The organism is Nonomuraea marmarensis, assembly GCF_043197025.1.
Lineage (GTDB): Bacteria > Actinomycetota > Actinomycetes > Streptosporangiales > Streptosporangiaceae > Nonomuraea > Nonomuraea marmarensis.
This window is the reverse complement of record NZ_JBICRM010000037.1, coordinates 72,449-94,568: the sequence shown is the minus strand read 5'-3', so window position 1 is coordinate 94,568 and position 22,120 is coordinate 72,449. Positions and strand designations below refer to the sequence as shown.

The following is a 22,120-nucleotide window of genomic DNA, read 5'->3' as shown; positions in this document are numbered from 1 at the left end:
GTCTCCAGCGTTCACCTCGGATTTCCGGCAACGTAGGCTGTGTCCCATGTCGGGTGAATTGAGGGTTTTGGGAGCGTGCCCGCTGGACTGCCCGGATACCTGCTCCTGGGTGGTCACCGTCGAGCACGGCCGGGCCGTCAAGCTGCGCGGTAACCCCGACCAGCCCTACACCAGGGGCGCGCTCTGCGTGAAGGTCAACCGGTATCTGGAGCACACGCAGGCGGACGACCGCATCCTGTACCCGCTGCGCCGCACCGGCCCGAAGGGCTCCGGCCAGTTCGAGCGGATCACCTGGGACGAGGCGCTCGACGAGATCTCGGTACGGCTGCGCGGCATCGTCGAGGAGCACGGCGGCGAGGCCATCTGGCCGTATCTGGGCACCGGCACGCTCGGCTACTTGCAGGGTTGCGAGGGCGTGGCGGGACGGCGGTTCTGGAACATGCTCGGCGCCTCCAAGCACTGGCTCAACATCTGCTCGGCGGCCGGCAGCAGCGGCCTCTATCGCACGAACGGCACCGCGGCGGGCATGGATCCCGAGAACTTCGCGCTGGCCAAGCTGATCCTGCTCTGGGGCACGAACACGCTGACCAGCGGCCACCACCTGTGGAAGTTCATCCAGGACGCCAAGGCGAACGGCGCCCACGTCGTCGCCATCGACCCGATCCGCACCAGGACGGCCGACCAGGCGGACGAGCACCTGGCGATCCGGCCGGGCACGGACGCGGCGCTCGCACTCGGGCTGCTCAACGTCGTGCTGGCGGAGAACGCGCAGGACGAGGAGTTCCTGGCCGAGCACACCGAAGGCTGGGAGGACTTCCGCCAGGAAATCCTGAAATATCCGGTCGAGACTGTGGCCGAGATCACCGGCATCCCCGCCGCGGCCATCCACAGCCTGGGGATGAGGCTCGCCCACACCCGCCCGACCGCCATCCGCTCCACGCACGGCCTCCAGCGGCACGCGGGCGGCGGCACGGCGCTGCGCACGATCGCCGCGATCCCCGGCGTCACCGGCGACTGGCGGCACCCGGGCGGCGGCGTCGCCTACTCCACCAGCGGCCACGTCCACTTCGACATCGACAGGCGCGAGGACCTGCTGGCCAAGCCGGTCCGCACGCTGGTCATGTCCAAGCTGGCCTCGCAGCTGGACGACGTGAAATGCCTGTGGGTGTACGCGGCCAACCCGGTGGGCTCGACCCCCGACGCGAACACGATCAGGCGGCAACTCGCCCGCGAGGACCTGTTCACGGTGGTCATGGAGCAGTTCCCGACCGACACCGTGGACTACGCCGACATCGTGTTGCCCGCGACCATGCAGACCGAGCACCACGACCTGCACGCCGGCTACGGCCACCTCTACCTGCTGTGGAACGAGCAGGCCGGGCAGCCCCCGGGCGAGTGCCTGTCCACGACGGAGACGTTCAGGCGGCTGGCGGCGCACATGGGGATGACCGAGCCGTCGTTGTTCGACTCGGATCTGGAGCTGGCCGAGCAGTTGCTGGCGAGCGGGCATCCTTCGCTGGAGGGCATCACCCTGGACCGGCTGCGCAAGGAGGGCTGGGTGCGGATGAACTACCCCAAGCCCTTCACGCCGTTCGCCGAGGGTTTCCCGACGCCTTCCGGCCGGTTGCGCTTCCCGCCCGCGGGCCAGGCGTACATTCCCTCGTACACGGCCCGTAACGGGCGTTCCGCGCTGACCTTGATCACGCCCGCGTCGCACACGTTCCTGAACACGATCTTCGGCAACAACCCGGAGTTGCGGCGGCGGGCCAAGGACCCGGTGGTGCTGGTCAATCCGGCCGACGCGGCGGCTCGCGGGCTGGTGAGCGGGCAGCGGGTACGCGTGCACAACGACGGCGGCGAGTTCCTGGCCGACGTGGAGGTCAGCGACCGGGTGGCGGCCGGGGTGGTGGCCTCGCAGAAGGGCCGCTGGCCGAAGCTCAGCCCCGGCGGCGCCAACCCGAACGCGGTCGTGGCGGAACGGGACGGGGACATGGGCAAGGGCCCGGGCTTCCACGACAACCTGGTCGAGCTCAGCCCCTGGTCATAGGGCCAGTTTGTAGCCCACGTGGGAGGCCGTGAAGCCGAGGTTGTCGTAGAAGCGATGCGCGTCCGTACGTGACTTGTCGGAGGTGAGCTGCACCATCGCGCAGCCGCGCGCCCGCGCCCGGTCGATCGCCCAGAGGATCATCTTGCGGCCGAGCCCCTGGCCGCGGGTGGACGCGGCGACCCTGACGGCCTCGACCTGGCACCGCTCGGCGCCCAGCCGCGACAACCCGGCCAGGTACGTGAGCTGCATCGTCCCCACCACCTTGCCGTCGCGCTCGGCCACGATCAGCTCGTCATAGGGGTTGGCGTCGATCCGGTCGAACGCCGCCAGATACCGCTCGTCCCCCGGATCCCCCTCGCGGGTGGCACCGAGGTGGTCGTCGGCCAGCAACGCCACGATCGCGGGCACGTCCTCCCTGCGGGCCTGGCGCAAGAGCAGGGACAACACGTAGTGGGACTCCATGAGCCCGGGGTTGGACGGCAGGGCCATGACCTTGCCGCTCGGGGTGAACCCCTTGGCGGCGTAGAGCGCGCGGGCGGAGTGGTTCGCGTCCACGGCCCAGAGCCCGACCTCCTCGGCGCCGACGCTCCTGGCCCAGGCCACGGCCTCGTCCACCAGCCGCGAGCCCACGCTCCTGCCCCTGGCCTCGGGCGCGACCCACATGGACAACAGATGTGCGCCTGACCCCTCCCGCATCATGCACACCAGGCCCACGTCGGCGCCGCCGCCCACAGCCACCCACCACCGCGATTCCGGATTTTTCAGCCTTTCAGCCCATTTTTCGGGCGAAAACTCGATCTCACGCCCGTACGAGGACCCGAACGCGTCCGGCGCGTCCTGGAGCGCCCGCAGCCGGACGTCACGCAGCCGCTCTCCCTCGTCCGGCCCCAGCTGCACTATCTCGATTTCCTTCATGGCCGAATCATGTCAGGGACAGCTCAGGGTCCGACCCCGATGCCCCCAGGGTGCCCAAAAGGCAGCATGGAGGACATGAACGAAATCAGTCGACGCGATGAGGTCTCGCTGTCGGGCGCCGCGCTGCGTGGCGCTCCTTGGAAGGCCGCCGCCATCGGCGGTGGCGCCGTGACCGCGGCCAGCTTCGGGATGGGCCTGCTCACGGGCGGTGGCGATCTGGTGTGGGCGCTGGGCCTCGGCATCAGCCTGTTCGCCCTGATCGCCGCGATCGGGGCGGTCTCCAAGCCGAACGAGGGCGACCGGGTGACCCGCCAGGCCCGCCTCTGGTCGCTGAAGCACCCGTGGAAGTTCGCGCTCCTGCCCGCGGGCATCACAGCCGTGCTGGACTACCCGGTGCAGCTCGTGCTCGACGGCGAGGGCGTGATCGGCTCGGGCGTGCAGGCCCTGTGGCACGGCGCGCTGGTCTACCTCATCGCCGGCATCCTGACGCTCACGATGAAGGGGCGCGCAGGATCCGCCCAGTGAAATCAGTTCTGTACGCCCCGCTCAGCCGTGCTCCTGCACACGCAGAACTCGTTGCCCTCGGGGTCATGCATGACCACCCAGCCGGTGCCGTCGGGCTGCCGCAGGTCGTCGACGACGGTCGCGCCCAGCCCGATCAGCCGCTCGACCTCCTGGTCACGGCTCCTGCCTTCGGTCCCGTTGACGTCGAGGTGGACCCGGTTCTTGACCGTCTTGCCCTCGGGCACGCGGATGAACAGCAGGAACGGGTCCTGCTTGGTACGCACCATGACCTCGTCGTCCCCCGGCTGGTCGCCCTCGCCCAAGGGCAGCCCGGTGGCCTGGCTCCACCAGCTCGCGATCTCGTACGGGTCGGCGGCGTCGATGGTGACGGCATGGATTTCAATCATTCGGCCACCCAACCCGGCCCCGCCGGGGACGTCAACCGGTTTCAGTCCCACCAGATGGTGACCCACCGGTCCCTGGGCACCGGCCACATGCCGAGCTCCATCGCCGTCGCCGCCACCTCCTCCGCCCTGGCGGGATCGAGGCAGACCCGCCGGCACACGCTGGCGGCCAGCTCCTCCAGAGACGTGAAACGTTCCAGAGGGGCCTCCCGCTCCTCCACCTGCACGGGGTAGCCGAGCGCCGCCGCCAGCGCCACGCAGTCCTCCGCGATGGGCCGCACCGGCCGGTCCACCCCGTGGAAGTGTTGCCACAGCGGCGTCATCCAGCTCATGGGATGGCGGTGCGGCAACTCCAGCACCACCCGCCCCTGCGTGCGGCCGTCCAGTGCCCGCAGGAAATCGGCCAGGTCGGGAACGTTGTACACCACGTGCGCGGCGACCGCGGCGTCCGCCACCGGCACCCGGCCCGCCACGTCGGGCCAGCGGCCCTCGACCGTCGTGACCGGGACCCCGAGCTTGTCCGCCCTGGCCGTCAGCCCCTTCAGCATGGACACCGAGGTGTCCACCGCGTAGAGATGGCCGATGCGCTCGCGCAGCGGCAGGGACGCGGCGCCGGGGCCGGAGCCGACGTCGAGCAGCGTGCCTTTTTCCGGAAGAGCCTCGGACAGACGGGTCACGGTGGGCCCGTCGTCGGGCTCGGCGAGCGCCCTGTCGGTACGCGTGCCGAACCGTTCCGGTGAGTGGCTCCACGGGTCCATGGGAGCTTTGGCCATGATCTCGTCGGGGATGGCCCAGGATTCCAGTCGCTCCCGCCACTTGGCGGCGAGTTCTTCGGCGTCCATGGAGACGAGCATGCCATGCATAGCCCGGGTTACCCGTGGGTAGCATTTCGGAGTAAGGTTACTCGCCAGTACAGAAGGCCTCGGTTCAAGGAGATCACCCCCATGGGCCACTACAAGAGCAACGTGCGCGACCTGGAATTCAACCTCTTCGAGGTGTTCGGGAGACGCGAAATCCTCGGCACAGGGCCCTTTGCGGAAGTGGACGAGGAGGTCGCCCGCAGCATCCTTGAGGAGATCAACAGGCTGGCCACCGGCGTACTCGCGGACTCCTTCGAGGAGGGCGACAGGCACCCGCCGGTGTTCGACGCCGCGACGGGCTCCGTGACCGTCCCAGAAGGTTTCAAGAAGTCGTTCAAGGCGCTGGTCGACGGCGGCTGGGCGCACCTCGACCTGCCCGCCGAGCTGGGCGGCCCCGGCATCCCGAGGAGCCTGGCCTGGGCCGCGGCCGAGATGGTGCTCGGCGCGAACCCGGCCCTCTACATGTACGCGGCCGGCCCCAACTTCGCCTACACCCTGTGGAAGGTGGGCAACGAGGACCAGAAGCGCTTCGCCGAGCTCGCCATCGAGCACGACTGGGGCGCCACCATGGTGCTCACCGAGCCGGACGCCGGATCCGACGTGGGCGCGGGGCGTACGAAGGCGGTCCGGCAGGACGACGGGACCTGGCACATCGAGGGCGTCAAGCGCTTCATCACCAGCGCCGAGCACGACATGTCCGACAACATCTTCCACCTCGTGCTGGCCCGCCCCGAGGGCCACGGCCCCGGCACCAAGGGGCTGTCGATGTTCCTGGTGCCGAAATACCACGTGGACCTGGAGACCGGCGAGCTGGGCGAGCGCAACGGCGTCTACGTCACGAACGTCGAGAAGAAGATGGGCCTGAAGGTCTCCACGACCTGCGAGCTCACGTTCGGCGACAAGCACCCGGCGGTCGGCTGGCTGGTCGGCGACGTGCACGAGGGCATCAGGCAGATGTTCATGGTCATCGAGCACGCCCGCATGATGGTCGGCACCAAGGCCATCGCCACCCTCTCCACCGGCTACCTGAACGCCCTGGAGTACGCCAAGTCCCGCCTGCAGGGCGCGGACCTGACGAGGATGGCCGACAAGACCGCCCCGCGCGTGACCGTGGCCCACCACCCGGACGTGCGGCGCGAGCTGATGCTGCAGAAGGCGTACGCCGAGGGCATGCGCGCGCTCGTGCTCTACACGGCCACGTTCCAGGACACCATCCTGATGAACCCGGACGACCGGCACGCCCAGGAGATGAACGACCTGCTGCTGCCCGTCGTCAAGGGCGTCGGCTCGGAGCGGTCGTACGAGCTGCTCTCCCGCTCGCTGCAGACCCTGGGCGGCTCCGGCTACCTGCAGGACTACCCGATCGAGCAGTACATCCGGGACGCCAAGATCGACTCCCTGTACGAGGGCACGACCGCGATCCAGGGGCTCGACCTGTTCTTCAGGAAGGTCCTGCGCAACCAGGGAGCCGCGCTCGGGGCGCTGCTCGGCGAGATCGGCGAGTTCGCCGGCTCCGAGGCGGGCAACGGCCGGCTCAAGGAGGAGCGCAAGCTGCTGACCGAGGCCGCCGCCGAGGTCCAGGCCATGGGCGAGACCATGGCGGGCTGGGCGCTCGGGTCGCTGGAGACGCCGCGGGAGGTGTACAAGGTCGGGCTGAACACCACCAGGTTCCTGCTCGCGCTGGGCGACCTGGTGATCGGCTGGCTGCTGCTGCGCCAGGCCGAGGTGGCGCTGGCCCGGCTGGCCGACGACGAGGACCCCTTCTACCTGGGCAAGGTCGCCGCCGCCACGTTCTTCGCCAAGACCGTGCTGCCCCGGCTGACCGCCGAGCGGCGCGTGCTCGCCGCCACCGGTCAGGAGCTCATGGAACTGCCGGAGGAGGCCTTCTGAGACTGGCAGGACGTTCGCTCTCCTCTCCCGGGCGGGCGTTCTGCCATGACGTTCTGTGGTGCGGGACACAGCCAACAGGGGCCCTGCACGAGGGCGTGCGCGAGCAGATCCTGGCCGACACGTCAGCCTCGCCGCGCACCCGATCGACCTGGTCACCGCCGTACTCGACATGATCACCTACAACGGCGGCCGGCCGCTGTCGTGCCTCGCCTGATATCGCACGGGTGTGATCACGCATACCCGGGTATGACCGTGGCTGTACTCACCATTTGCACTCAGAATTTGCCGGAGGCCGTCATGGGTGTCGGGGTAAGCATCTTCTTCCTCACGCTTGGCGCCATCCTGAGATTCGCGATCGATCCCCAAGTGTTCGGCAAGAGCGTGCACATGGACATCATCGGCATCATCTTCATGATCGTCGGTGGCGTGGGAGTGGTGCTGAGCATCGTGCTGGCCCCCAAGCGGGGGCGTACCTCCGACGACAAGCTGATGCACCGCGAGAACAACCCGCCCGAGGTCTAAACCCTCAGCTGTACGGCGGCGCGGGTCGCGACGATGGGCTTGATGTGCTGCGCGATCACCGCCTGGTGTTGCGGGTGGTCGCGGTAGACCAGGTAGTCCTCGACGTCGTCGAAGTCGGCCACCACGGCGAACTCGTAGTTGCCCTGGTTGATGCCCGCGTCGCCGCCGACCGTATAGGAGCGCAGCTGCGGGATGAGGCCGGGCAGTTTCCGCAGCTCGGCGGCCACGGTGGCCTTCTGCTCGGCGGTCGCGTCCTCGGTCCAGGTGAACAGCACGATGTGGCGAATCATGAAGTCCACATTATCGATGTATCAGATCGGGGGGTCGCGGGCTCTTACCTGATTGGGTGCGGGCGTCCCCGGCCTACGGCGATCGCCGGGGGAGGGGTCCTCCCGGCGGTCGCCGTAGCTGTCGCTAGCTCCAGGCGAGCATGCGGAGCGGGTCCTCCAGCATGGCGCCCACGTCGCGCAGGAACAGCGAGCCCAGCTCGCCGTCCACGATCCGGTGGTCGAAGGACAGGGCCAGGGTCGTCACCTTGCGTACCGCCAGCTCGCCGTCCACCACCCACGGCATGTCCCTGACCTGGCCGAATGCCAGGATAGCGGCCTCGCCGGGGTTGAGGATCGGGGTGCCCGTGTCCACGCCGAACACGCCGACGTTGGTGATCGTGATGGTGCCGCCGGCCATCTCCGCCGGTTGCGTACGTCCGGCCCTGGCCGTCTCCGTGAGCTGGGCCAGTTCCTTGGCCAGCGCCGGGAGTGAGAGGGTGTGGGCGTTCTTGACGTTGGGCACCACCAGGCCGCGCGGGGTGGCGGCGGCTATCCCCAGGTTCACGTAGTGCTTGACCACGATCTCCTGGGCCTCCTCGTCCCACGCAGAGTTGATCATGGGATGGCGGCCGGCCCCGGTGAGCACGGCCTTGGCCACCAGGAGCAGCGGGGAGACCTTGACCTCCGCGAAGTCGTGGAGGGTGCGCAGGCGTTGCACGGCCTCCATCGTCCTGGTCACGTCGACCTGGAGGAACTCGGTGACGTGGGGGGCGGTGAAGGCGCTGGTGACCATGGCCTGGGCGGTCATCTTGCGCACGCCCTTGACGGGGATGCGCTCTTCTCGCTGCGGTACGGCCTCGGGGACGGCGACCTGGGGCTCGGCCGTCGTGGCCTGCGCCGCCGCGTGGACGTCCTCGCGGGTGATCGAACCCTGGGGGCCGGTGCCGTTGATGCCTGCCAGGTCCACGCCGAGGTCCTTGGCCAGCTTGCGTACTGGCGGCTTGGCCAGGACCTCGACCCGGCCGACGTCCGTACCTGGGGTGGCGGGCGCGGCCGGAGTGGCGGGCGCGGCCGGGGCGGGTTGCGTTGGCTGCTTGCGGGGGCGGCGTTTGGTGGCGCCGGTTTTGACGCCGTAGCCGACCAGGACCGCCTGGCGTTCCTCCTTCGGCGCCGGGCTGCCGTGGGCGCCCGGTTCGACGGCGCCCTCCGCCGGCGGCTTGGGGACCATGTCGTCGGCCAGGGCCTGGATCCGGTCGGCGTCCGCCCCACCGGCGCCCGCCGTGCCGTCGCCAGGCGTCCCACCGGCGGCCTCCGCGGCGGCACCCGGCGTCGCGCCGGTGGCCGGGGTGCCGGGTTCCGTGGTGTCCACGGCGATGATGGGGACGCCCACGTCCACCGTCTGGCCCTCCTCGGCCAGCAGGCTGGACACCACCCCGTCCCACGGGATCGGCAGCTCGACGATGGACTTGGCCGTCTCGATCTCCACGACGATCTGGTTGACCTTGACGTCGTCGCCCGCCTTGACGTGCCAGCGGACGATCTCCGCCTCCGTCAGGCCCTCGCCGACGTCCGGGAGCTTGAACTCGCGTCGCATGACAACCCCCTCAGTACCCGAACGCCCGGTCGACGCCGTCGAGCACCCTGTCCAGGTCGGGCAGGTAGTGCTCCTCCAGCTTCGACGGGGGGTAGGGGGTGGAGAAGCCGCCGACCCGCAACACCGGCGACTCCAGGCGGTAGAAACACTGCTCCGTGATCCGGGCCGCCAGCTCCGCCCCGAAGCCGCTGTTGACGGGCGCCTCGTGGACCACCACGACCCGGCCGGTGCGGCGTACGGAGTCCATGACCAGCGGCTCGTCCAGCGGGTTCAGGGAGCGCAGGTCCACCACCTCGAGGGAGCGGCCGTCGTCCTCGGCGGCCGTGGCGGCCTCCAGGCAGGTCTTGACCATGGGGCCGTAGGCCAGCAGCGTGCCGTCCGTGCCGGGTCGCACCACCTTGGCCGCGTGCAGGGGCGGCCACCAGTCGGTGGAGGTGGTGTCGATGTCGGCCTTCTCCCAGTAGCGGCGCTTGGGCTCGAAGAAGAGCACCGGATCGTCGCTGCGGATCGCCTGCTGGATCATGGTGTAGGCGTCGGCCGGGTTCGAGCAGGACACGACGCGCAGCCCGGCCGTGTGGGTGAAGTACGCCTCGGGCGACTCGCTGTGGTGCTCGACCGCGCCGATGCCGCCGCCGCAGGGGATCCGTACGACGACGGGAAGCTTGATCGTGCCCAGCGAGCGCATCGGCATCTTGGCCAGCTGCGTGATGATCTGGTCGGCGGCCGGGAAGACGAACCCGTCGAACTGGATCTCGCACACCGGGCGGTAGCCGCGCAGCGCCAGGCCGATCGCGGTGCCGATGATGCCCGACTCGGCCAGCGGCGTGTCGATGACGCGGTCCTCGCCGAAGTCCTTCTGCAGGCCGTCGGTGACCCGGAAGACGCCGCCCAGCTTGCCGACGTCCTCGCCCATGATGAGGACCTTGGGATCGTCCTCCATGGCCTTGCGCATGCCCTCGTTGAGCGCCTTCGACAGGCTCAGGATCGTCATTTGAACCCCTCCAGGTACGCGGCGAACTGCGCGCGCTCCTGGTCGATCAGGGCGTGGGGCTCGCTGTAGACGTGGTCGAAGATGTCGAGCGGCTCGGGGTCGGGCATGGCCAGGCAGCGCCTGCGCAGGTCGGCGCCGAGCTGGTCGGCCTCGGCCGCCACGGAGTCGAAGAACGCCTGCTCGGCGTGCTCGTTCTTGAACAGGTAGGACTTGACCCGCTCGATCGGGTCCTTGAGCTTCCACGCCTCCAGCTCGCTGGCCACCCGGTAACGGGTCGGGTCGTCGGTGGTGGTGTGGGCGCCCATCCGGTACGTGAACGCCTCGATGAGCGTCGGGCCCTGACCCGTACGGGCGGCTTCGAGCGCTTTGCGGGTCACCGCGAGGCAGGCGAACACGTCGTTGCCGTCCACCCTGATCCCCGGGAAGCCGAAGCCGGAGGCCCGGCGGTAGAGGGGGATGCGGGTCTGCTTCTCCAGCGGCTCGGAGATGGCCCACTGGTTGTTCTGGCAGAAGAACACGATCGGCGCGTTGAACACGCTGGCCCAGATGAACGACTCGTTGACGTCGCCCTGCGAGGTGGCGCCGTCGCCGAAGTAGACGATGGTGGCGGCGTTCGCGTCGTCGCGCTGGATGCCCATGGCGTATCCGACCGCGTGCAGCGTCTGGCTGCCGATCACGATCGTGTACAGGTGGAAGTTGTGCTCCTTGGGATCCCACCCGCCGTGGTTGACCCCTCTGAACAGGCCCAGCAGCTTCACCGGATCCACGTCGCGGCACCACGCCACGCCGTGTTCGCGGTAGGTGGGGAAGGCCATGTCGGTGTCGGCCAGCGCCCGCCCTGAGCCGATCTGGGCGGCCTCCTGGCCCAGCAGCGAGGCCCAGATGCCCAGCTCGCCCTGGCGCTGCAGCGCCACGGCCTCCAGGTCGATGCGCCGGACGAGCACCAGGTCGCGGTAGAGCGACCGGATCTCCTCGTCGGTGAGGTCGATGTCGTAGTCGGGGTGCTCGACCCGCTCTCCCTCTGGGGTGAGCAGTTGGACGAGCTCCGGGGGTGCTTCCGCACCACGAGAGGCGTCGGCGGTCATGCGGCCTCCTCCGTCGGCCACGTGACGAACATGCTGTGCTCGTTGATGACCTCGACAAGCTCGGTCATTGCCACTCCTGTGCGATCAGGGCCGGTGCCGATGGGGTTGCCACCTTAAGCCAGCCTTTCGAGCGTTGGACCACTTGGTTGTGGTTCGTACGCGTTTGGGGCCATCGTGGCAGACGTCACAGCCCAGTGCGCAAGCCCCATGCCCTCCCCGTTCCCGTTGTTTCGACTGCCACACGCGCCGGTAGGCTTGCTTTCCCAACTCCACCTCACGCAGGAGGAACGCAGTGGCGCGCGTCATCGTAGACGTCATGTTGAAGCCCGAGATCCTCGACCCCCAGGGCCAGGCGATCGCCCGGGCACTGCCCAGGCTGGGCTTCTCCGGCGTCTCCGCCGTCCGGCAGGGCAAGCGCTTCGAGGTCGAACTCGAAGGTCAGGCCGATGAGGCGGCGCTCGAGGAAGTGCGCAAGATGGCCGAGACCCTGCTGGCCAACACGGTGATCGAGGACTACACCGTCCGGGTTGAGGGGTAGAAGGGAGATTTGATCCACTGATTCACCCTCGGTGGCTTAAAGTGGGGGTTCGGACGTGCCACAATGCCACGGACGTGCCAACACTAAATAACAACAGCGTGATTTTGCGGTTAGCCCCGATTCCGCAGGGAAACCTACTCCAGGTGACATTCCGGCGCCCGGAGGAGTCCGGTGGATATTGAGTTCTCGTTGGCACTGCCTCGGGATGCGATCGGCATACCGATGGTCAGGCGAGTGCTAGGTGATGCCATGCGTTCACTCAACGTGAGTGAGACGTGCATCGCCGACATGCTGCTCGCTGTCTCCGAGGCGTGCTCCAATGCGGTTCGGCACGGGGGACCCGCCAACCGCTACGAAGTGACTGCGGCGATCGGCTACGGGCGTTGCGACGTACGCGTCGCGGACAACGGCGACGGGGTGCCGTCGATGCCCCTGCGCTTTCCCCCTCCCGACACCGAGAACGGCCGCGGCCTGCTGATCATGCGCTCCGTGGTCGACGAGATCTCCTTCGGCATCACGCCCGGCCGCGGCGGCACCACGGTCCACCTGCGCAAGACGCTCGCCTGGGACGACGAGGCCGATGCCCGTCTCCGCGAGCTGGCCGCGGTCTGACCTGGTCCTTTGCCCGGCGCCCGAGCCGATGCGGACCACCCGGCGGCACCCGATAACCTGAGTACACCGCCGCAGACCGCCGTCCACCCCGAAAGAGACGGTGGCGCGTGCGTGCGCATTCCTCGGAGGGGACGACTGTCATGAGCGCTGCCCGTGTGGGCGTAGTCACGTTTCCAGGAACTCTCGACGACCAGGACGCCGCCAGAGCCGTACGCCTCGTGGGCGCGCAGGCGGTTCCGCTGTGGCACGCCGACCACGACCTGAAGGGGGTCGACGCCGTGTTCCTGCCCGGCGGCTTCTCCTACGGCGACTACCTGCGCTGCGGCGCCATCTCGCGGTTCGCGCCGCTCATGGAGGAGCTCGTCCCGGCCGCCAGGGCGGGGCTGCCCGTACTGGGCACGTGCAACGGGTTCCAGATCCTGTGCGAGGCGCATCTGCTGCCCGGCGCGCTGACCCGCAACGGCTCGCTCCACTACGTCTGCCGCGACCAGCGGGTCAGGATCGACCAGAGCGCGACCGCGTGGACCAACTCGTTCGGCCAGGGCCAGGAGATCGTGCTGCCGATCAAGCACGGCGAGGGCCGCTACGTGGCCTCCGACGACACGCTGGCCGCGCTGGAGGCGGGCGGTCACGTGGTCGTCCGCTACCTCGGCGGCAACCCCAACGGCTCGCTCAACGACATCGCGGGCATCCGCAACGAGGCGGGCAACGTGGTCGGCCTCATGCCGCACCCGGAGCACGCGGTCGAGGACCTGGTCGGCGCCCCGAGCACCGACGGGCTCGGCTTCTTCACCTCCATCCTCAAGAAGCTGGTGAACGCATGACGGATAGCGTGAAGCGGGCGGGCGAGACTCCCGAGGAGCCGATGCCGTTCGCCGAGCTGGGGATGAAGCAGGACGAGTACGACCGGGTCAAGGAGATCCTGGGCCGCCGTCCCACCGGCTCCGAGCTGGCCATCTACAGCGTCATGTGGTCCGAGCACTGCTCGTACAAGTCGTCCAAGGTGCACCTCAAGCAGTTCGCCACCAAGGCGCCCAAGTCCGAGGCGCTGCTCGTGGGCATGGGCGAGAACGCCGGAGTGGTGGACATCGGCGACGGCTGGGCGGCCACGTTCAAGATCGAGTCGCACAACCACCCGTCTTACGTCGAGCCGCACCAGGGCGCCGCCACGGGCGTCGGCGGGATCGTCCGCGACATCATGTCGATGGGCGCGCGCCCGATCGCCGTCATGGACGCGCTGCGCTTCGGCGCCGCGGACGCCGTGGACACCCGCCGGGTGCTGCCGGGCGTGGTCGAGGGCATCAGCCACTACGGCAACTGCCTGGGCCTGCCCAACATCGGCGGCGAGGTCGTCTTCGACCCCTGCTACCTCGGCAACCCCCTGGTCAACGCCCTGTGCGTGGGCCTGCTCCGCAAGGACCAGATCAAGCTGGCCACCGCGCCGGGGCCGGGCAACAAGGTGGTGCTGTTCGGCGCGTCCACCGGCCCTGACGGGATCGGCGGGGCTTCGGTGCTGGCATCGGCCACGTTCGAGGACGAGTCGCACGCCAAGCGGCCCGCCGTGCAGGTGGGCGACCCGTTCATGGAGAAGCTGCTCATCGAGTGCTGCCTGGAGCTGTACGCGGCCGACGTGGTCGTGGGCATCCAGGACCTCGGCGCGGCGGGTGTCTCCTGCGCCACGACCGAGCTGGCCGCCAAGGGCACCGGCGGCATGCACGTCGACCTCAACCTGGTCCCGCTCCGCGACCCCTCGCTCAGGCCCGAGGAGATCCTGATGAGCGAGTCGCAGGAGCGGATGATGGCCGTGGTCCGGCCCGACGACATCGCCGCGTTCATGGCGATCTGCGAGAAGTGGGATGTGCCCGCCACCGTCATCGGCGAGGTCACCGACACCGGCCGCCTGGTCATGATGTGGGACGGCGAGGTCATCGTGGACATCCCGCCGGGCACCGCGGCCGACGACGGGCCCGTCTACGAGCGCCCGTACCACGAGCCGGTCGGCCAGGGCGCGCTCAACGCCGACACCCCCGACCGGCTGGAGCGGCCCGCGGACCTGCGCGAGACCCTGCTCAAGCTGCTCGGCTCGGCCAACCTGGCCTCCAAGGAGTGGGTGACCTCCCAGTACGACCGCTACGTCCGTGCCAACACCGTGCTGGCCCAGCCGGCCGACGCGGGCATGCTGCGGATCTCCGAGGTCATGGCGGGCGCTGAGCCGACCACTCGCGGCATCGCGCTGTCCACCGACGGCAACGGGCGTTACGCCAAGCTCGATCCCTACGCGGGGGCGCAGCTGGCGCTCTCCGAGGCGTACCGGAACGTGGCCGTCACCGGCGCGAAGCCGCTGGCCGTCACCAACTGCCTCAACTTCGGCTCCCCCGAGGATCCCGAGGTCATGTGGCAGTTCGCGGAGGCCGTGCGCGGGCTCGCGGACGCCTGCAGGGCGCTGGGCGTGCCGGTGACCGGCGGAAACGTCTCCTTCTACAACCAGACCGGCTCGACCGCCATCCACCCGACGCCCGTCGTGGGCGTGCTCGGGGTCATCGAGGACGTGGCCAAGCGGGTGCCTTCCGGGTTCGTGGCGGAAGGGCTGCGCGTGGTGCTGCTCGGGGACACGCGCGAGGAGTTCGGCGGCTCGGAGTGGGCGCACGTGGCGCACCGCCACCTGGGCGGGCTGCCGCCGCACGCCAATCTGGAGGCGGAGCGGGCGCTGGCGACCGTGCTGGTGGAGGCGGCGCGGCGGGGGCTGCTGGAAGGCTCCCACGACCTGTCGGACGGCGGCCTGGCCGTCGCGCTCGCCGAGTCCTGCCTGGCGCGGGGCATCGGGGCCTCGGTGGCGCTGAGCGGCGACGCCTTCACCGACCTGTTCAGCGAGTCCGCCTCGCGGGCGCTGGTGGTGGTGCGGCCCGAGGTTTACGCGGAGTTCGCGTCGTTGTGCGGGCGTCTCGAGGTGCCGTGCTACGGGCTCGGGGTGACGGGCGGGGTCTCGCTGGTGGTGGAAGACGTGTTCGAGGTCTCGGTCGAGGAGCTGCGGGAGACGCACACGGCGGCCCTTCCCGCCCTGTTCGGCTGACCGTTCTTTCGAGGGCCGGTACGGATCGCCGTGCCGGCCCTCTTTCCCGTGTTAGGACTTCTTGAGGCAGACCACGTAGACGCTGCCGATGACGCTGGTGCCCTGGTTACTGGTGATGGTCTTCTGCCCGGGGCCTTCGGTGGCGGCGACGTTGTTGTTGCCGCTGCCGTTGTCGTCCTTGGCCACCGTCACCGTCCAGCCGGTGGGCGGGTTGTTTCCGCTGGGGGCGCTGCCCATGACGACGGCGTTCTTGAGCGTGCCGAAGGAGAAGCCGCCGCCGGTCGCCACGCCGCCCTGATAGCAGTTCACCGTCTCCGAGCCGGTCGAGTTCACGGACTCGCTCCTGGTGTAGGTCGTGTAGGTGGCGCCGCTGCCGGACTCGCCCTTCTCGCCCTTCGGACCCTGCGGACCTGTCAGGCCCCTCGGGCCCTGCGGCCCCTCCTCGCCCTGCTTGCCGGGCAGGCCGTCCTTGCCGTCCTTGCCAGGCAGGCCGTCCTTGCCGTCCTTACCGGGGAGGCCGTCTTTCCCGTCCTTGCCGTCCGCGCCCTTCGGGCCCTGCGGCCCGGTTTCGCCCTGGGGGCCCTGCTTGCCCTGCGGGCCTACCGGACCCATAGCGCCCTTGAGGCCCTGGGGGCCCTGCGGGCCGGTCTCTCCCTTGGGACCCTGCGGGCCCTGGGCGCCCTGCTGGCCCTGTTGGATGGTCGTCGTCGACGTGCCGCCGCCGCCGATCAGGACCCGTATCTCCGTTTTCCGGCACTTCGTGGTGGGGTTGACAATGCGGGCGTACCGCGACTTCTTGTGCACGCAGGCGTGCACCTCGGCGCCGGCCGACGAGGCGGTGGCGACGCCACCGACGGCGAGGAGTGAGGCGGCGAGCGCGCCGACAGCGGCGAGGGTGAGCGTGCGCCCACCGCGAAGCTTGATAGCCACGGTTTTCCTTCCAGGGAACGAGTGATGCTCGTGTTGTGCAAGAGATTCACGTTTCAAACGTTCCAAAGGATGACATTGATTACATAACGTGTTTGTCACGAAACGGAGTGTTACTGACCAGGTTGACCGGTTGTCGGCGACTCCGGTGAGTAAAACGACGCGTTGGGGAGGGCGATCGCGCGTGGATAATCAGGTCTGTGTCAACGCCCGATCGTGCCCCATATCTGCCTCCCGCCACCCAGCCAGTGCGTGGCGTGGTCTGGAGCATCCACCTGATCCTGCCGCTGCTCGGCCTGTGGTTGTTGCTGGCCCAGCCGGGCATCAATCTCGTCTGGCAGCACAATGCCAGTCACTTCTGGATGATCCTCACCGTGGCCGGGATCAACGTCGTGCTCGGCTTCCTGGTCAGCGAGGCGTCGCGGCGGCGGCAGGACGCGCGGCTGTTCCTGGTCTCCATGGTCTTCCTGAGCAGCGCCGGATTCTTCTTCCTGCACGGGCTGGCCACGCCGAAGATCATCCTCCCGGCCGGCTCCCTGGGCTTCGACCTGGGCCAGCAGGTGGGGCTCACAATCGCGGCGGCGTACGCGTTCGCCTCGGCGCTGCCGCTGGGCGAGCAGGCGGCCAAGGCCGTGCTCGGCTCGCAGCACTTCATCCGCGCGGTGTTGTTCGGCTTCATGGCCATCTGGGGCGTCGCCTCGCTGGTCCCGGGCCTGACGCCGCTCAGCGAGCCGCCCATGGTCTCGCCCGTCGACTGGCTGGCCTGGGCGTCCATCCCCGGCCTCCTGCTGTACGTCGCGGCCAGCGTGATGATGTTCCTGCTGCACCGGCGCCGGCCCTCGGCCATGCTGATCAGCCTGATCACCGCCTACGCGCTGCTGGCCGAGGCCATGGTCGCCGGGATGTCGCAGCTCAACTGGCATCTGTCCTGGTGGGAGTGGCACCTGCTGCTCACGCTGGCGTTCGTGTTCGTGGCCTACAGCGCCTACCTGCAGTTCAGGCGGGAGGGGTCGAGCGCGGGGTTGTTCGACTCGGTGACGTTGGCGGCGACCGTGGCCAGGATCCGGCGGGACTACGACCAGGCGCTGGAGGAGCTGGTCGAGCACGTACGCAGGGGCGAGCCGCTGGCCGCGACCCGGTTGTCGGGCAAGTTCCGGCTCAACGAGGGCCAGGCCGCGGTGCTCGACCGGGCGGGCGAGGCACTGGCCAACGAGCGGGAACTGTCCGAGCGGCTGGCCGCCCTGGTGGCGGTGAGCGCCCAGACCCGCGTGGGCCTGCCCGAGGGCCAGCTCCTGGCCACGGCGCTGGAACGGGTCCGGCAGGCGTACGGCGACGTGCGCATCGGTCTCGTCGCAGAGGGCAAGGCGCAGATCGGCTCCCGCGAATACGAGTTCCCCAGCGACCAGCCCGTCAGGCGCGATGACCTGCTCGCCTTCCCCCTGACGGTCAAGGGCCACCTGGCGGGCGTGCTGGAGGTGCCCGTCGGGCGCACCCATCAGGACGAGGCCCTGGCCGCCACCCTGGCCGGGCAGCTGTCCATCTCCCTGGAGAACGCCCGCCTCTACCAGGAGCTCGACACGCTCTTCCGCCAGTACATGTCGCCCGACGTGGCCAACGCCCTGCTGGCCGACCCGGCGCAGGCGGCGCTCGGTGGCGAGCTCAAGGAGCTGACCGCGCTCTTCGCCGACCTCAAGGGCTTCACCACGTTCTCGGAGCGGGTCACGCCCGGCGAGATCGTCGAGATGCTCAACCGCTACCACACCGCCGCCGTACCCTGCATCCTGAACAACGGCGGCACGATCGTGCAGTTCGTCGGGGACGCGCTGCTGGCCCTGTTCAACGCCCCCGCCACGCAGGACGGTCACGCGCGGGCGGCCTGCCGGGCGGCGCTCGACATGCAGCGGGCCGCGGCCGAGGTGGCCGAGGAGATGGCGTGGAAGCGGGTGGACGACGTCGAATGGCCGACGTTCCGGGTGGGCGTCAACACAGGTCCCGCGCTGGTGGGCAACATCGGCAGCCCGGAGTTGCGCGGCTTCAACGCGATGGGGGACTGCGTGAACGTGGCCGCCCGGCTCCAGGGCATCGCCGAGCCGGGCACGGTGGTGATCGGCGAGACGACGCTCCGGCAACTGGGCCGTGGCGCGTCGGTGAATCCTCTGGGGCGGCTGAGCCTCAAGGGCAAGGACGAGCTCGTGGCCGCCTATGTTTTGACCGAATTGCCATAGCTGGATTGTTGTCCGGGCCGACATAATCGGGCGCATGGATGTTGAGCCCGGAGAGTTCCTGTCCATGCTCACCGAAGAGGAGGTCGAGGCCCTGCGCGCGGCCGGACGACCCCGGCGGTGGGATCGGGGCACGGCTGTGATGAGCGAGGGCGACACGTCCGACTGGGTGCTCGTGCTGATGCAGGGCCGGGTCAAGGTGTCATCGCACACGAGCAGCGGCACCGAGGTGGTGCTGGCCGTGCGCGGGCCCGGCGGGCTGCTCGGCGAGTTCTCCGCCATCGACGGCTCGCCCCGCTCGGCCACGGTGACCGCCCTGGAGCCGATCTCGGGCGTCGTCGTACGCGACTTCCCCGCGTTCCTGGAAAACCACGGGCGCGTCGCCGTACTGCTGATGCAGCTGATCACCGGGAAGGTCCGCGACGCCGACCGCAAGCGGATCGAGTACGGCGCGTTCGACACCACGGGGAGGGTGGCGACGCGGCTGCTGGAGCTGGCGGATCGCTACGGGGAGAAGACCAACAGCGGGGTACGCGTGGCGCTGCCCCTGTCGCAGGACGAACTGGCGGGCTGGACCGGCGCGTCCCGAGAGGCCGTCAGCAAGGCGTTGCGCACGTTGCGCGACCGCGGCCTGATCGAGACCGGCAGGCGGCGCGTGGTGATCCACGACCTCGAAGGTTTGCGCAAGCGAGCCAGGTAACCCCCGTCACAAAACGGACGTACGTCGTACGTCATAGTGGAGGGCATGGTCGCGGTCACCCCCCATGACGACACCCGCCTGCGCTACGCGTGGCGGGTGTGCGCGGTCACCAGCCTGGGGCTCGTCCTCATCGGCATCGCCGGCAGCACGCTCAACGTCGCGTTGCCCACGGTGGTGCGGCACTTCCACGCCAGTGCGCTGGAGTCGGGGTGGATCCTGCTGGCGTTCCTGCTGGTCAACACAGCCAGCCTGGTGTTATTCGGCCGGGTGGCGGACCTGCTGGGCCGGCGGGAGGTGTACCTGGCGGGGTTCGCGCTGTTCACCGTGGCTTCGCTGCTGGCCGGGTTGTCGCCGGACGTGTGGTTCCTGATCGCGATGCGGGTGCTGCAGGCGGTCGGCGCGGCGATGATCCTCGCCAACGGCACCGTGATCATCACCGACGCGTTCCCGCCCGACCGGCTCAGCCAGGGCATGGGCGTCTACATCGGCACGTTGTCGGTGGCGCAGCTGGCCGGGCCCACGCTGGGCGGCCTGATCGCGGAGATCGCCGGCTGGCAGTGGATCTTCTGGGTGAACGTGCCGGCCGGGCTGCTCGCGCTCGGCGTGGGCGCCGCGATCTTACGCAAGATGCCCAGGCGGCCGAAGGAGCCGGTGGACGCGCTGGGCAACGTGCTGCTGTTCGCGGCGCTGTCGGCCGTGCTGCTGGCGCTGTCGGAGGCGGGCTCGGGCGGGTTGTCCAGCCCGGTGGTGCTGACCGGGGTGGCCGTGTTCGTGGTGCTGCTGCCGCTGATCGTGCTGGCCGAGCGGCGCTCGTCGAACCCGGTGCTGGACCTGCGGCTGTTCGGGGGGCGACTGCTCGCTTACGCCAACCTGGCCTCGTTCTGCAACGCGCTGGCCCGGTCCGCGCTGATCCTGGTGGTGGCGCTCTATTTCCAGGCGGCCAGGGGGCTCGACGCGTTCGAGGCCGGGCTGAGCGTGTTACCGGTGCCCGTCGGGATCGGGCTGGCCTCACCGATCACGGGCATGCTGGGGCAGAGGGTGTCGCCGTACGTGTTGTCCATCGGGGGTGCGGCTCTCAGCGCCCTCGGGCTCGGCACGTTGATGCTGACGGCCGATCCGGCCACGCCGTACTGGGTGATCGGGATCGGGCTGTTCGTGGCGGGTTGCGGCAGCGGAACGTTCCTGACCGGCAACACCACGCAGGTCATGCGGGCCCTGCCGACCGGGAGCCTGGGGGTGGTCAACGGGTTCCGCGTCATGATCATGAACGTCGGCATCGTGATCAGCGTCGGTTTGTCCCTCAGCGTCCTCACCTCCTCCGTGGGGCCTGCGCTGCGGGCCCAGGTGTACGCGGGCACGCTGTCCAGGCTGTCGCCGGTGGCGGTGGGGCAGCTGATGGACGGGTTCCAGCGCGCGTACGCGGTGCTGTTCGCCGTGGCCCTGACCGGCGCGCTTCTCGCGGCGTTGGCCCGCCAACGACTCCGCTGACGTGTCACACGCGGGCCGTCGCTCTGAGACGCGGCCTCAGCCAAGGGCGGTGGCCAGCCGGGACTCGACGTCGCGGTAGCGGGAGACCGGGATGAGGTGGACGCCGTCGAAGGCGCCTGAGTCGCGGATGGCGAGCACCTGCTCGCAGGCCGCCTCCACCCCCGCCATGCGGTCCGTGGCGACTCTCCTGACCAGGTCGTCCGGCAGGTCGATGTCCGGAATGGCGGCGGCCAGAGTGTGGGCGTGGCGCTCGCTGGCCAGGACCATGACGCCGGCGTAGACCGGCACGTCCACCGGGTGGGTCTCGCGCCAGCGCAGCTGGGCCTCCAGCGAGAAGCCGACCTGGAGGAACAGGAAGTCGGCCGTACGCTTCCAGGCCGGCAGCGAGCGGAGCCCGGCGGCGGCCCCGACGCGGACGTCGGGCGAGAACTCCCGCGCCTCCTCGATCATCGAGCGCACGGTCAGGTCGCTCGTGCGGTTGCCGCTCGTCGGCTTGTCGCCGTAGACGAACAGGAACTGGTCCACCCCGTACGCGGCGGCCGTCAGCAGGTCGCGGCGGAAGCCGAGCAGGTTGCGGTCGCGCGAGTTGAGGCAGGCGATGCCGCGGCCACCCATCGCCTCGACCTCGTGCGCCACGGCCACGCTGGACACGGTCGCGCGGCCGATGTGGTTGTCGGGGATGAGGAACGAGTGGGCGATCTTGCTCATGGTGCCGATCTGGTGCCTGACGTGCGTCAGGTCGGGCCTGGTGGGAGGTTCGATCTCGCAGATCAGCTCAAAAGGCATGATCAGGACTCTAACGCCTGGCCGCCAGCGCCTCTATGCCGCACAGGACGAGATCGACGCCGAACGTGTCGTACAGCCCCGGCTCCGTCCCCCTGACCAGGGGTGCGGCCATCTCCACCAGGTGGGGGTACGTCTCTTCTGGCAGCGTCTGGAGACCCACCAGCTTGGCCCTGACGGTGGCCGGGTCGACGGCCTTGACGTGCACGGGGGCGTCGGCGATGGCGATGGCGCTCTGCAGCAGATATTTGGTGATCAGGCAGCTCTCCTCCACGCCGAACCCCGCCGTGCGGGCCAGACCGAGCGCCTTGTCCCAGACGGCCAGGAAGTTCGGCACCTCGACAGGGTCGATCTGCTCGATGACGTTCTTGGCGCAGGGATGCGCGCGCAGCGTCCTGATCAGGCCCTCGGTCAGGTCGCGCAGCTGCTCCTGCCACGGACGGTCGTCGGCCGGCTTGGGCGCGAAGCCGCCGATCAGGTGGTCGGCCATGCCGATCAGCAACTGGTCCTTGTTCTTGTAGTGCCAGTAGAGGGCCATCGGGGTCACGCCCAGGTCCGTGGCCAGGCGGCGGATGGTCACGGCGTCCAGGCCCTCGGCGTCGCCGATCTCCAGGGCCCGCTCGGCGATCCCCTGCGCGGTCAGTTTTCCCATCACGGTTGACAACTATACGCCGTACAAGTTCAACTGTACGTCGTACA

21 protein-coding genes and 1 pseudogene are annotated in these 22,120 nt (G+C 69.4%); 11 read left to right on the top strand and 11 right to left on the bottom strand.

Annotation, left to right across the window (positions count from 1 at the left end):
• Window positions 1-46: 46 nt before the first annotated feature.
• Window positions 47-2,047, top strand: a complete 2,001-nt coding sequence (locus tag ACFLIM_RS41015) for a molybdopterin-containing oxidoreductase family protein (protein ID WP_393174491.1) — start codon at window positions 47-49, stop codon at window positions 2,045-2,047.
• On the opposite strand, the gene ACFLIM_RS41010 is transcribed toward ACFLIM_RS41015, so the two are convergent.
• Both ACFLIM_RS41010 and ACFLIM_RS41005 read right to left on the bottom strand, forming a co-directional pair.
• Entirely contained in the window at window positions 2,042-2,509 is a 468-nt protein-coding gene (locus ACFLIM_RS41010) for a GNAT family N-acetyltransferase (RefSeq protein ID WP_393174507.1), read from the bottom strand. The genes ACFLIM_RS41015 and ACFLIM_RS41010 overlap by 6 nt on opposite strands.
• Before the next feature lie 42 nt (window positions 2,510-2,551).
• Window positions 2,552-2,962: pseudogene (locus tag ACFLIM_RS41005) on the bottom strand (GNAT family N-acetyltransferase); the annotation flags it as partial.
• Window positions 2,963-3,037: 75 nt separating this feature from the next.
• Between ACFLIM_RS41005 and ACFLIM_RS41000 the strand changes: the two are divergent.
• Window positions 3,038-3,487, top strand: coding sequence for a hypothetical protein (locus ACFLIM_RS41000; protein WP_393174489.1), 450 nt, complete (start codon window positions 3,038-3,040; stop codon window positions 3,485-3,487).
• 2 nt (window positions 3,488-3,489) lie between these two features.
• On the opposite strand, the gene ACFLIM_RS40995 is transcribed toward ACFLIM_RS41000, so the two are convergent.
• The gene (locus tag ACFLIM_RS40995) at window positions 3,490-3,873 is read right to left on the bottom strand and encodes a VOC family protein (protein ID WP_393174487.1); all 384 of its coding nucleotides are present in this window, start codon (window positions 3,871-3,873) and stop codon (window positions 3,490-3,492) included.
• Between the two features lie 41 nt (window positions 3,874-3,914).
• Window positions 3,915-4,712, bottom strand: coding sequence for a class I SAM-dependent methyltransferase (locus ACFLIM_RS40990; RefSeq protein ID WP_393174485.1), 798 nt, complete (start codon window positions 4,710-4,712; stop codon window positions 3,915-3,917).
• Between the two features lie 102 nt (window positions 4,713-4,814).
• On the opposite strand from ACFLIM_RS40990, the gene ACFLIM_RS40985 reads away from it, so the two are divergent.
• Together ACFLIM_RS40985 and ACFLIM_RS40980 are read left to right on the top strand one after the other, a co-directional pair.
• Window positions 4,815-6,620, top strand: a complete 1,806-nt coding sequence (locus tag ACFLIM_RS40985; RefSeq protein ID WP_393174483.1) for an acyl-CoA dehydrogenase — start codon at window positions 4,815-4,817, stop codon at window positions 6,618-6,620.
• Between the two features lie 297 nt (window positions 6,621-6,917).
• A complete protein-coding gene (locus ACFLIM_RS40980) occupies window positions 6,918-7,142 on the top strand; it encodes a hypothetical protein (protein ID WP_393174481.1) in 225 nt (74 codons plus the stop codon).
• Here ACFLIM_RS40980 and ACFLIM_RS40975 read toward each other — a convergent pair.
• The 4 genes from ACFLIM_RS40975 to pdhA all read right to left on the bottom strand — a co-directional run bounded on the left by ACFLIM_RS40975 (window position 7,139) and on the right by pdhA (window position 11,081).
• Window positions 7,139-7,432 (bottom strand): Dabb family protein, encoded by a 294-nt coding sequence (locus ACFLIM_RS40975; RefSeq protein WP_393174479.1) that lies wholly within the window; start codon window positions 7,430-7,432, stop codon window positions 7,139-7,141. The genes ACFLIM_RS40980 and ACFLIM_RS40975 overlap by 4 nt on opposite strands.
• Before the next feature lie 124 nt (window positions 7,433-7,556).
• Window positions 7,557-9,005, bottom strand: coding sequence for a dihydrolipoamide acetyltransferase family protein (locus ACFLIM_RS40970; RefSeq protein WP_393174477.1), 1,449 nt, complete (start codon window positions 9,003-9,005; stop codon window positions 7,557-7,559).
• A 10-nt stretch (window positions 9,006-9,015) separates the two neighbouring features.
• The gene (locus ACFLIM_RS40965) at window positions 9,016-9,996 is read right to left on the bottom strand and encodes an alpha-ketoacid dehydrogenase subunit beta (RefSeq protein WP_393174475.1); all 981 of its coding nucleotides are present in this window, start codon (window positions 9,994-9,996) and stop codon (window positions 9,016-9,018) included.
• Window positions 9,993-11,081, bottom strand: coding sequence for a pyruvate dehydrogenase (acetyl-transferring) E1 component subunit alpha (gene pdhA / locus ACFLIM_RS40960; protein WP_393174473.1), 1,089 nt, complete (start codon window positions 11,079-11,081; stop codon window positions 9,993-9,995). Before pdhA ends, ACFLIM_RS40965 begins: the two co-directional genes overlap by 4 nt.
• A gap of 292 nt (window positions 11,082-11,373) precedes the next feature.
• Here pdhA and purS point away from each other — a divergent pair, with 292 nt between their 5' ends.
• The 4 genes from purS (at window position 11,374) to purL (ending at window position 15,301) form a co-directional block, all read left to right on the top strand.
• Window positions 11,374-11,619 carry a phosphoribosylformylglycinamidine synthase subunit PurS gene (gene purS / locus ACFLIM_RS40955; protein WP_393174471.1) on the top strand — a complete coding sequence of 82 codons (246 nt, stop codon included), beginning with the start codon at window positions 11,374-11,376 and terminating at the stop codon, window positions 11,617-11,619.
• 222 nt (window positions 11,620-11,841) lie between these two features.
• Window positions 11,842-12,231, top strand: coding sequence for an ATP-binding protein (locus ACFLIM_RS40950; RefSeq protein WP_393174505.1), 390 nt, complete (start codon window positions 11,842-11,844; stop codon window positions 12,229-12,231).
• A gap of 140 nt (window positions 12,232-12,371) precedes the next feature.
• Entirely contained in the window at window positions 12,372-13,055 is a 684-nt protein-coding gene (gene purQ / locus ACFLIM_RS40945; RefSeq protein WP_393174469.1) for a phosphoribosylformylglycinamidine synthase subunit PurQ, read from the top strand.
• Window positions 13,052-15,301, top strand: a complete 2,250-nt coding sequence (gene purL, locus ACFLIM_RS40940; protein ID WP_393174467.1) for a phosphoribosylformylglycinamidine synthase subunit PurL — start codon at window positions 13,052-13,054, stop codon at window positions 15,299-15,301. The genes purQ and purL overlap by 4 nt, the downstream gene beginning before the upstream one ends.
• Before the next feature lie 51 nt (window positions 15,302-15,352).
• Here the strand turns inward: purL and ACFLIM_RS40935 are convergent, their stop codons facing one another.
• On the bottom strand, window positions 15,353-16,231 hold the full coding sequence (locus ACFLIM_RS40935) for a hypothetical protein (RefSeq protein ID WP_393174465.1): 879 nt from the start codon (window positions 16,229-16,231) through the stop codon (window positions 15,353-15,355).
• 197 nt (window positions 16,232-16,428) lie between these two features.
• Here ACFLIM_RS40935 and ACFLIM_RS40930 point away from each other — a divergent pair, with 197 nt between their 5' ends.
• The 3 genes from ACFLIM_RS40930 to ACFLIM_RS40920 are packed head-to-tail and all read left to right on the top strand — an operon-like array spanning window position 16,429 to window position 20,638.
• On the top strand, window positions 16,429-18,453 hold the full coding sequence (locus ACFLIM_RS40930) for an adenylate/guanylate cyclase domain-containing protein (RefSeq protein WP_393174463.1): 2,025 nt from the start codon (window positions 16,429-16,431) through the stop codon (window positions 18,451-18,453).
• A gap of 34 nt (window positions 18,454-18,487) precedes the next feature.
• Window positions 18,488-19,150 (top strand): Crp/Fnr family transcriptional regulator, encoded by a 663-nt coding sequence (locus ACFLIM_RS40925; protein ID WP_393174461.1) that lies wholly within the window; start codon window positions 18,488-18,490, stop codon window positions 19,148-19,150.
• Window positions 19,151-19,195: 45 nt separating this feature from the next.
• Complete coding sequence (locus tag ACFLIM_RS40920; RefSeq protein ID WP_393174459.1) at window positions 19,196-20,638, top strand: MFS transporter; 1,443 nt, start codon at window positions 19,196-19,198, stop codon at window positions 20,636-20,638.
• Between the two features lie 36 nt (window positions 20,639-20,674).
• Here the strand turns inward: ACFLIM_RS40920 and ACFLIM_RS40915 are convergent, their stop codons facing one another.
• Entirely contained in the window at window positions 20,675-21,424 is a 750-nt protein-coding gene (locus tag ACFLIM_RS40915) for a methylenetetrahydrofolate reductase (RefSeq protein ID WP_393174457.1), read from the bottom strand.
• A 10-nt stretch (window positions 21,425-21,434) separates the two neighbouring features.
• Complete coding sequence (locus ACFLIM_RS40910) at window positions 21,435-22,073, bottom strand: TetR/AcrR family transcriptional regulator (protein ID WP_393174503.1); 639 nt, start codon at window positions 22,071-22,073, stop codon at window positions 21,435-21,437.
• Between the last annotated feature and the right edge of the window lie 47 nt (window positions 22,074-22,120).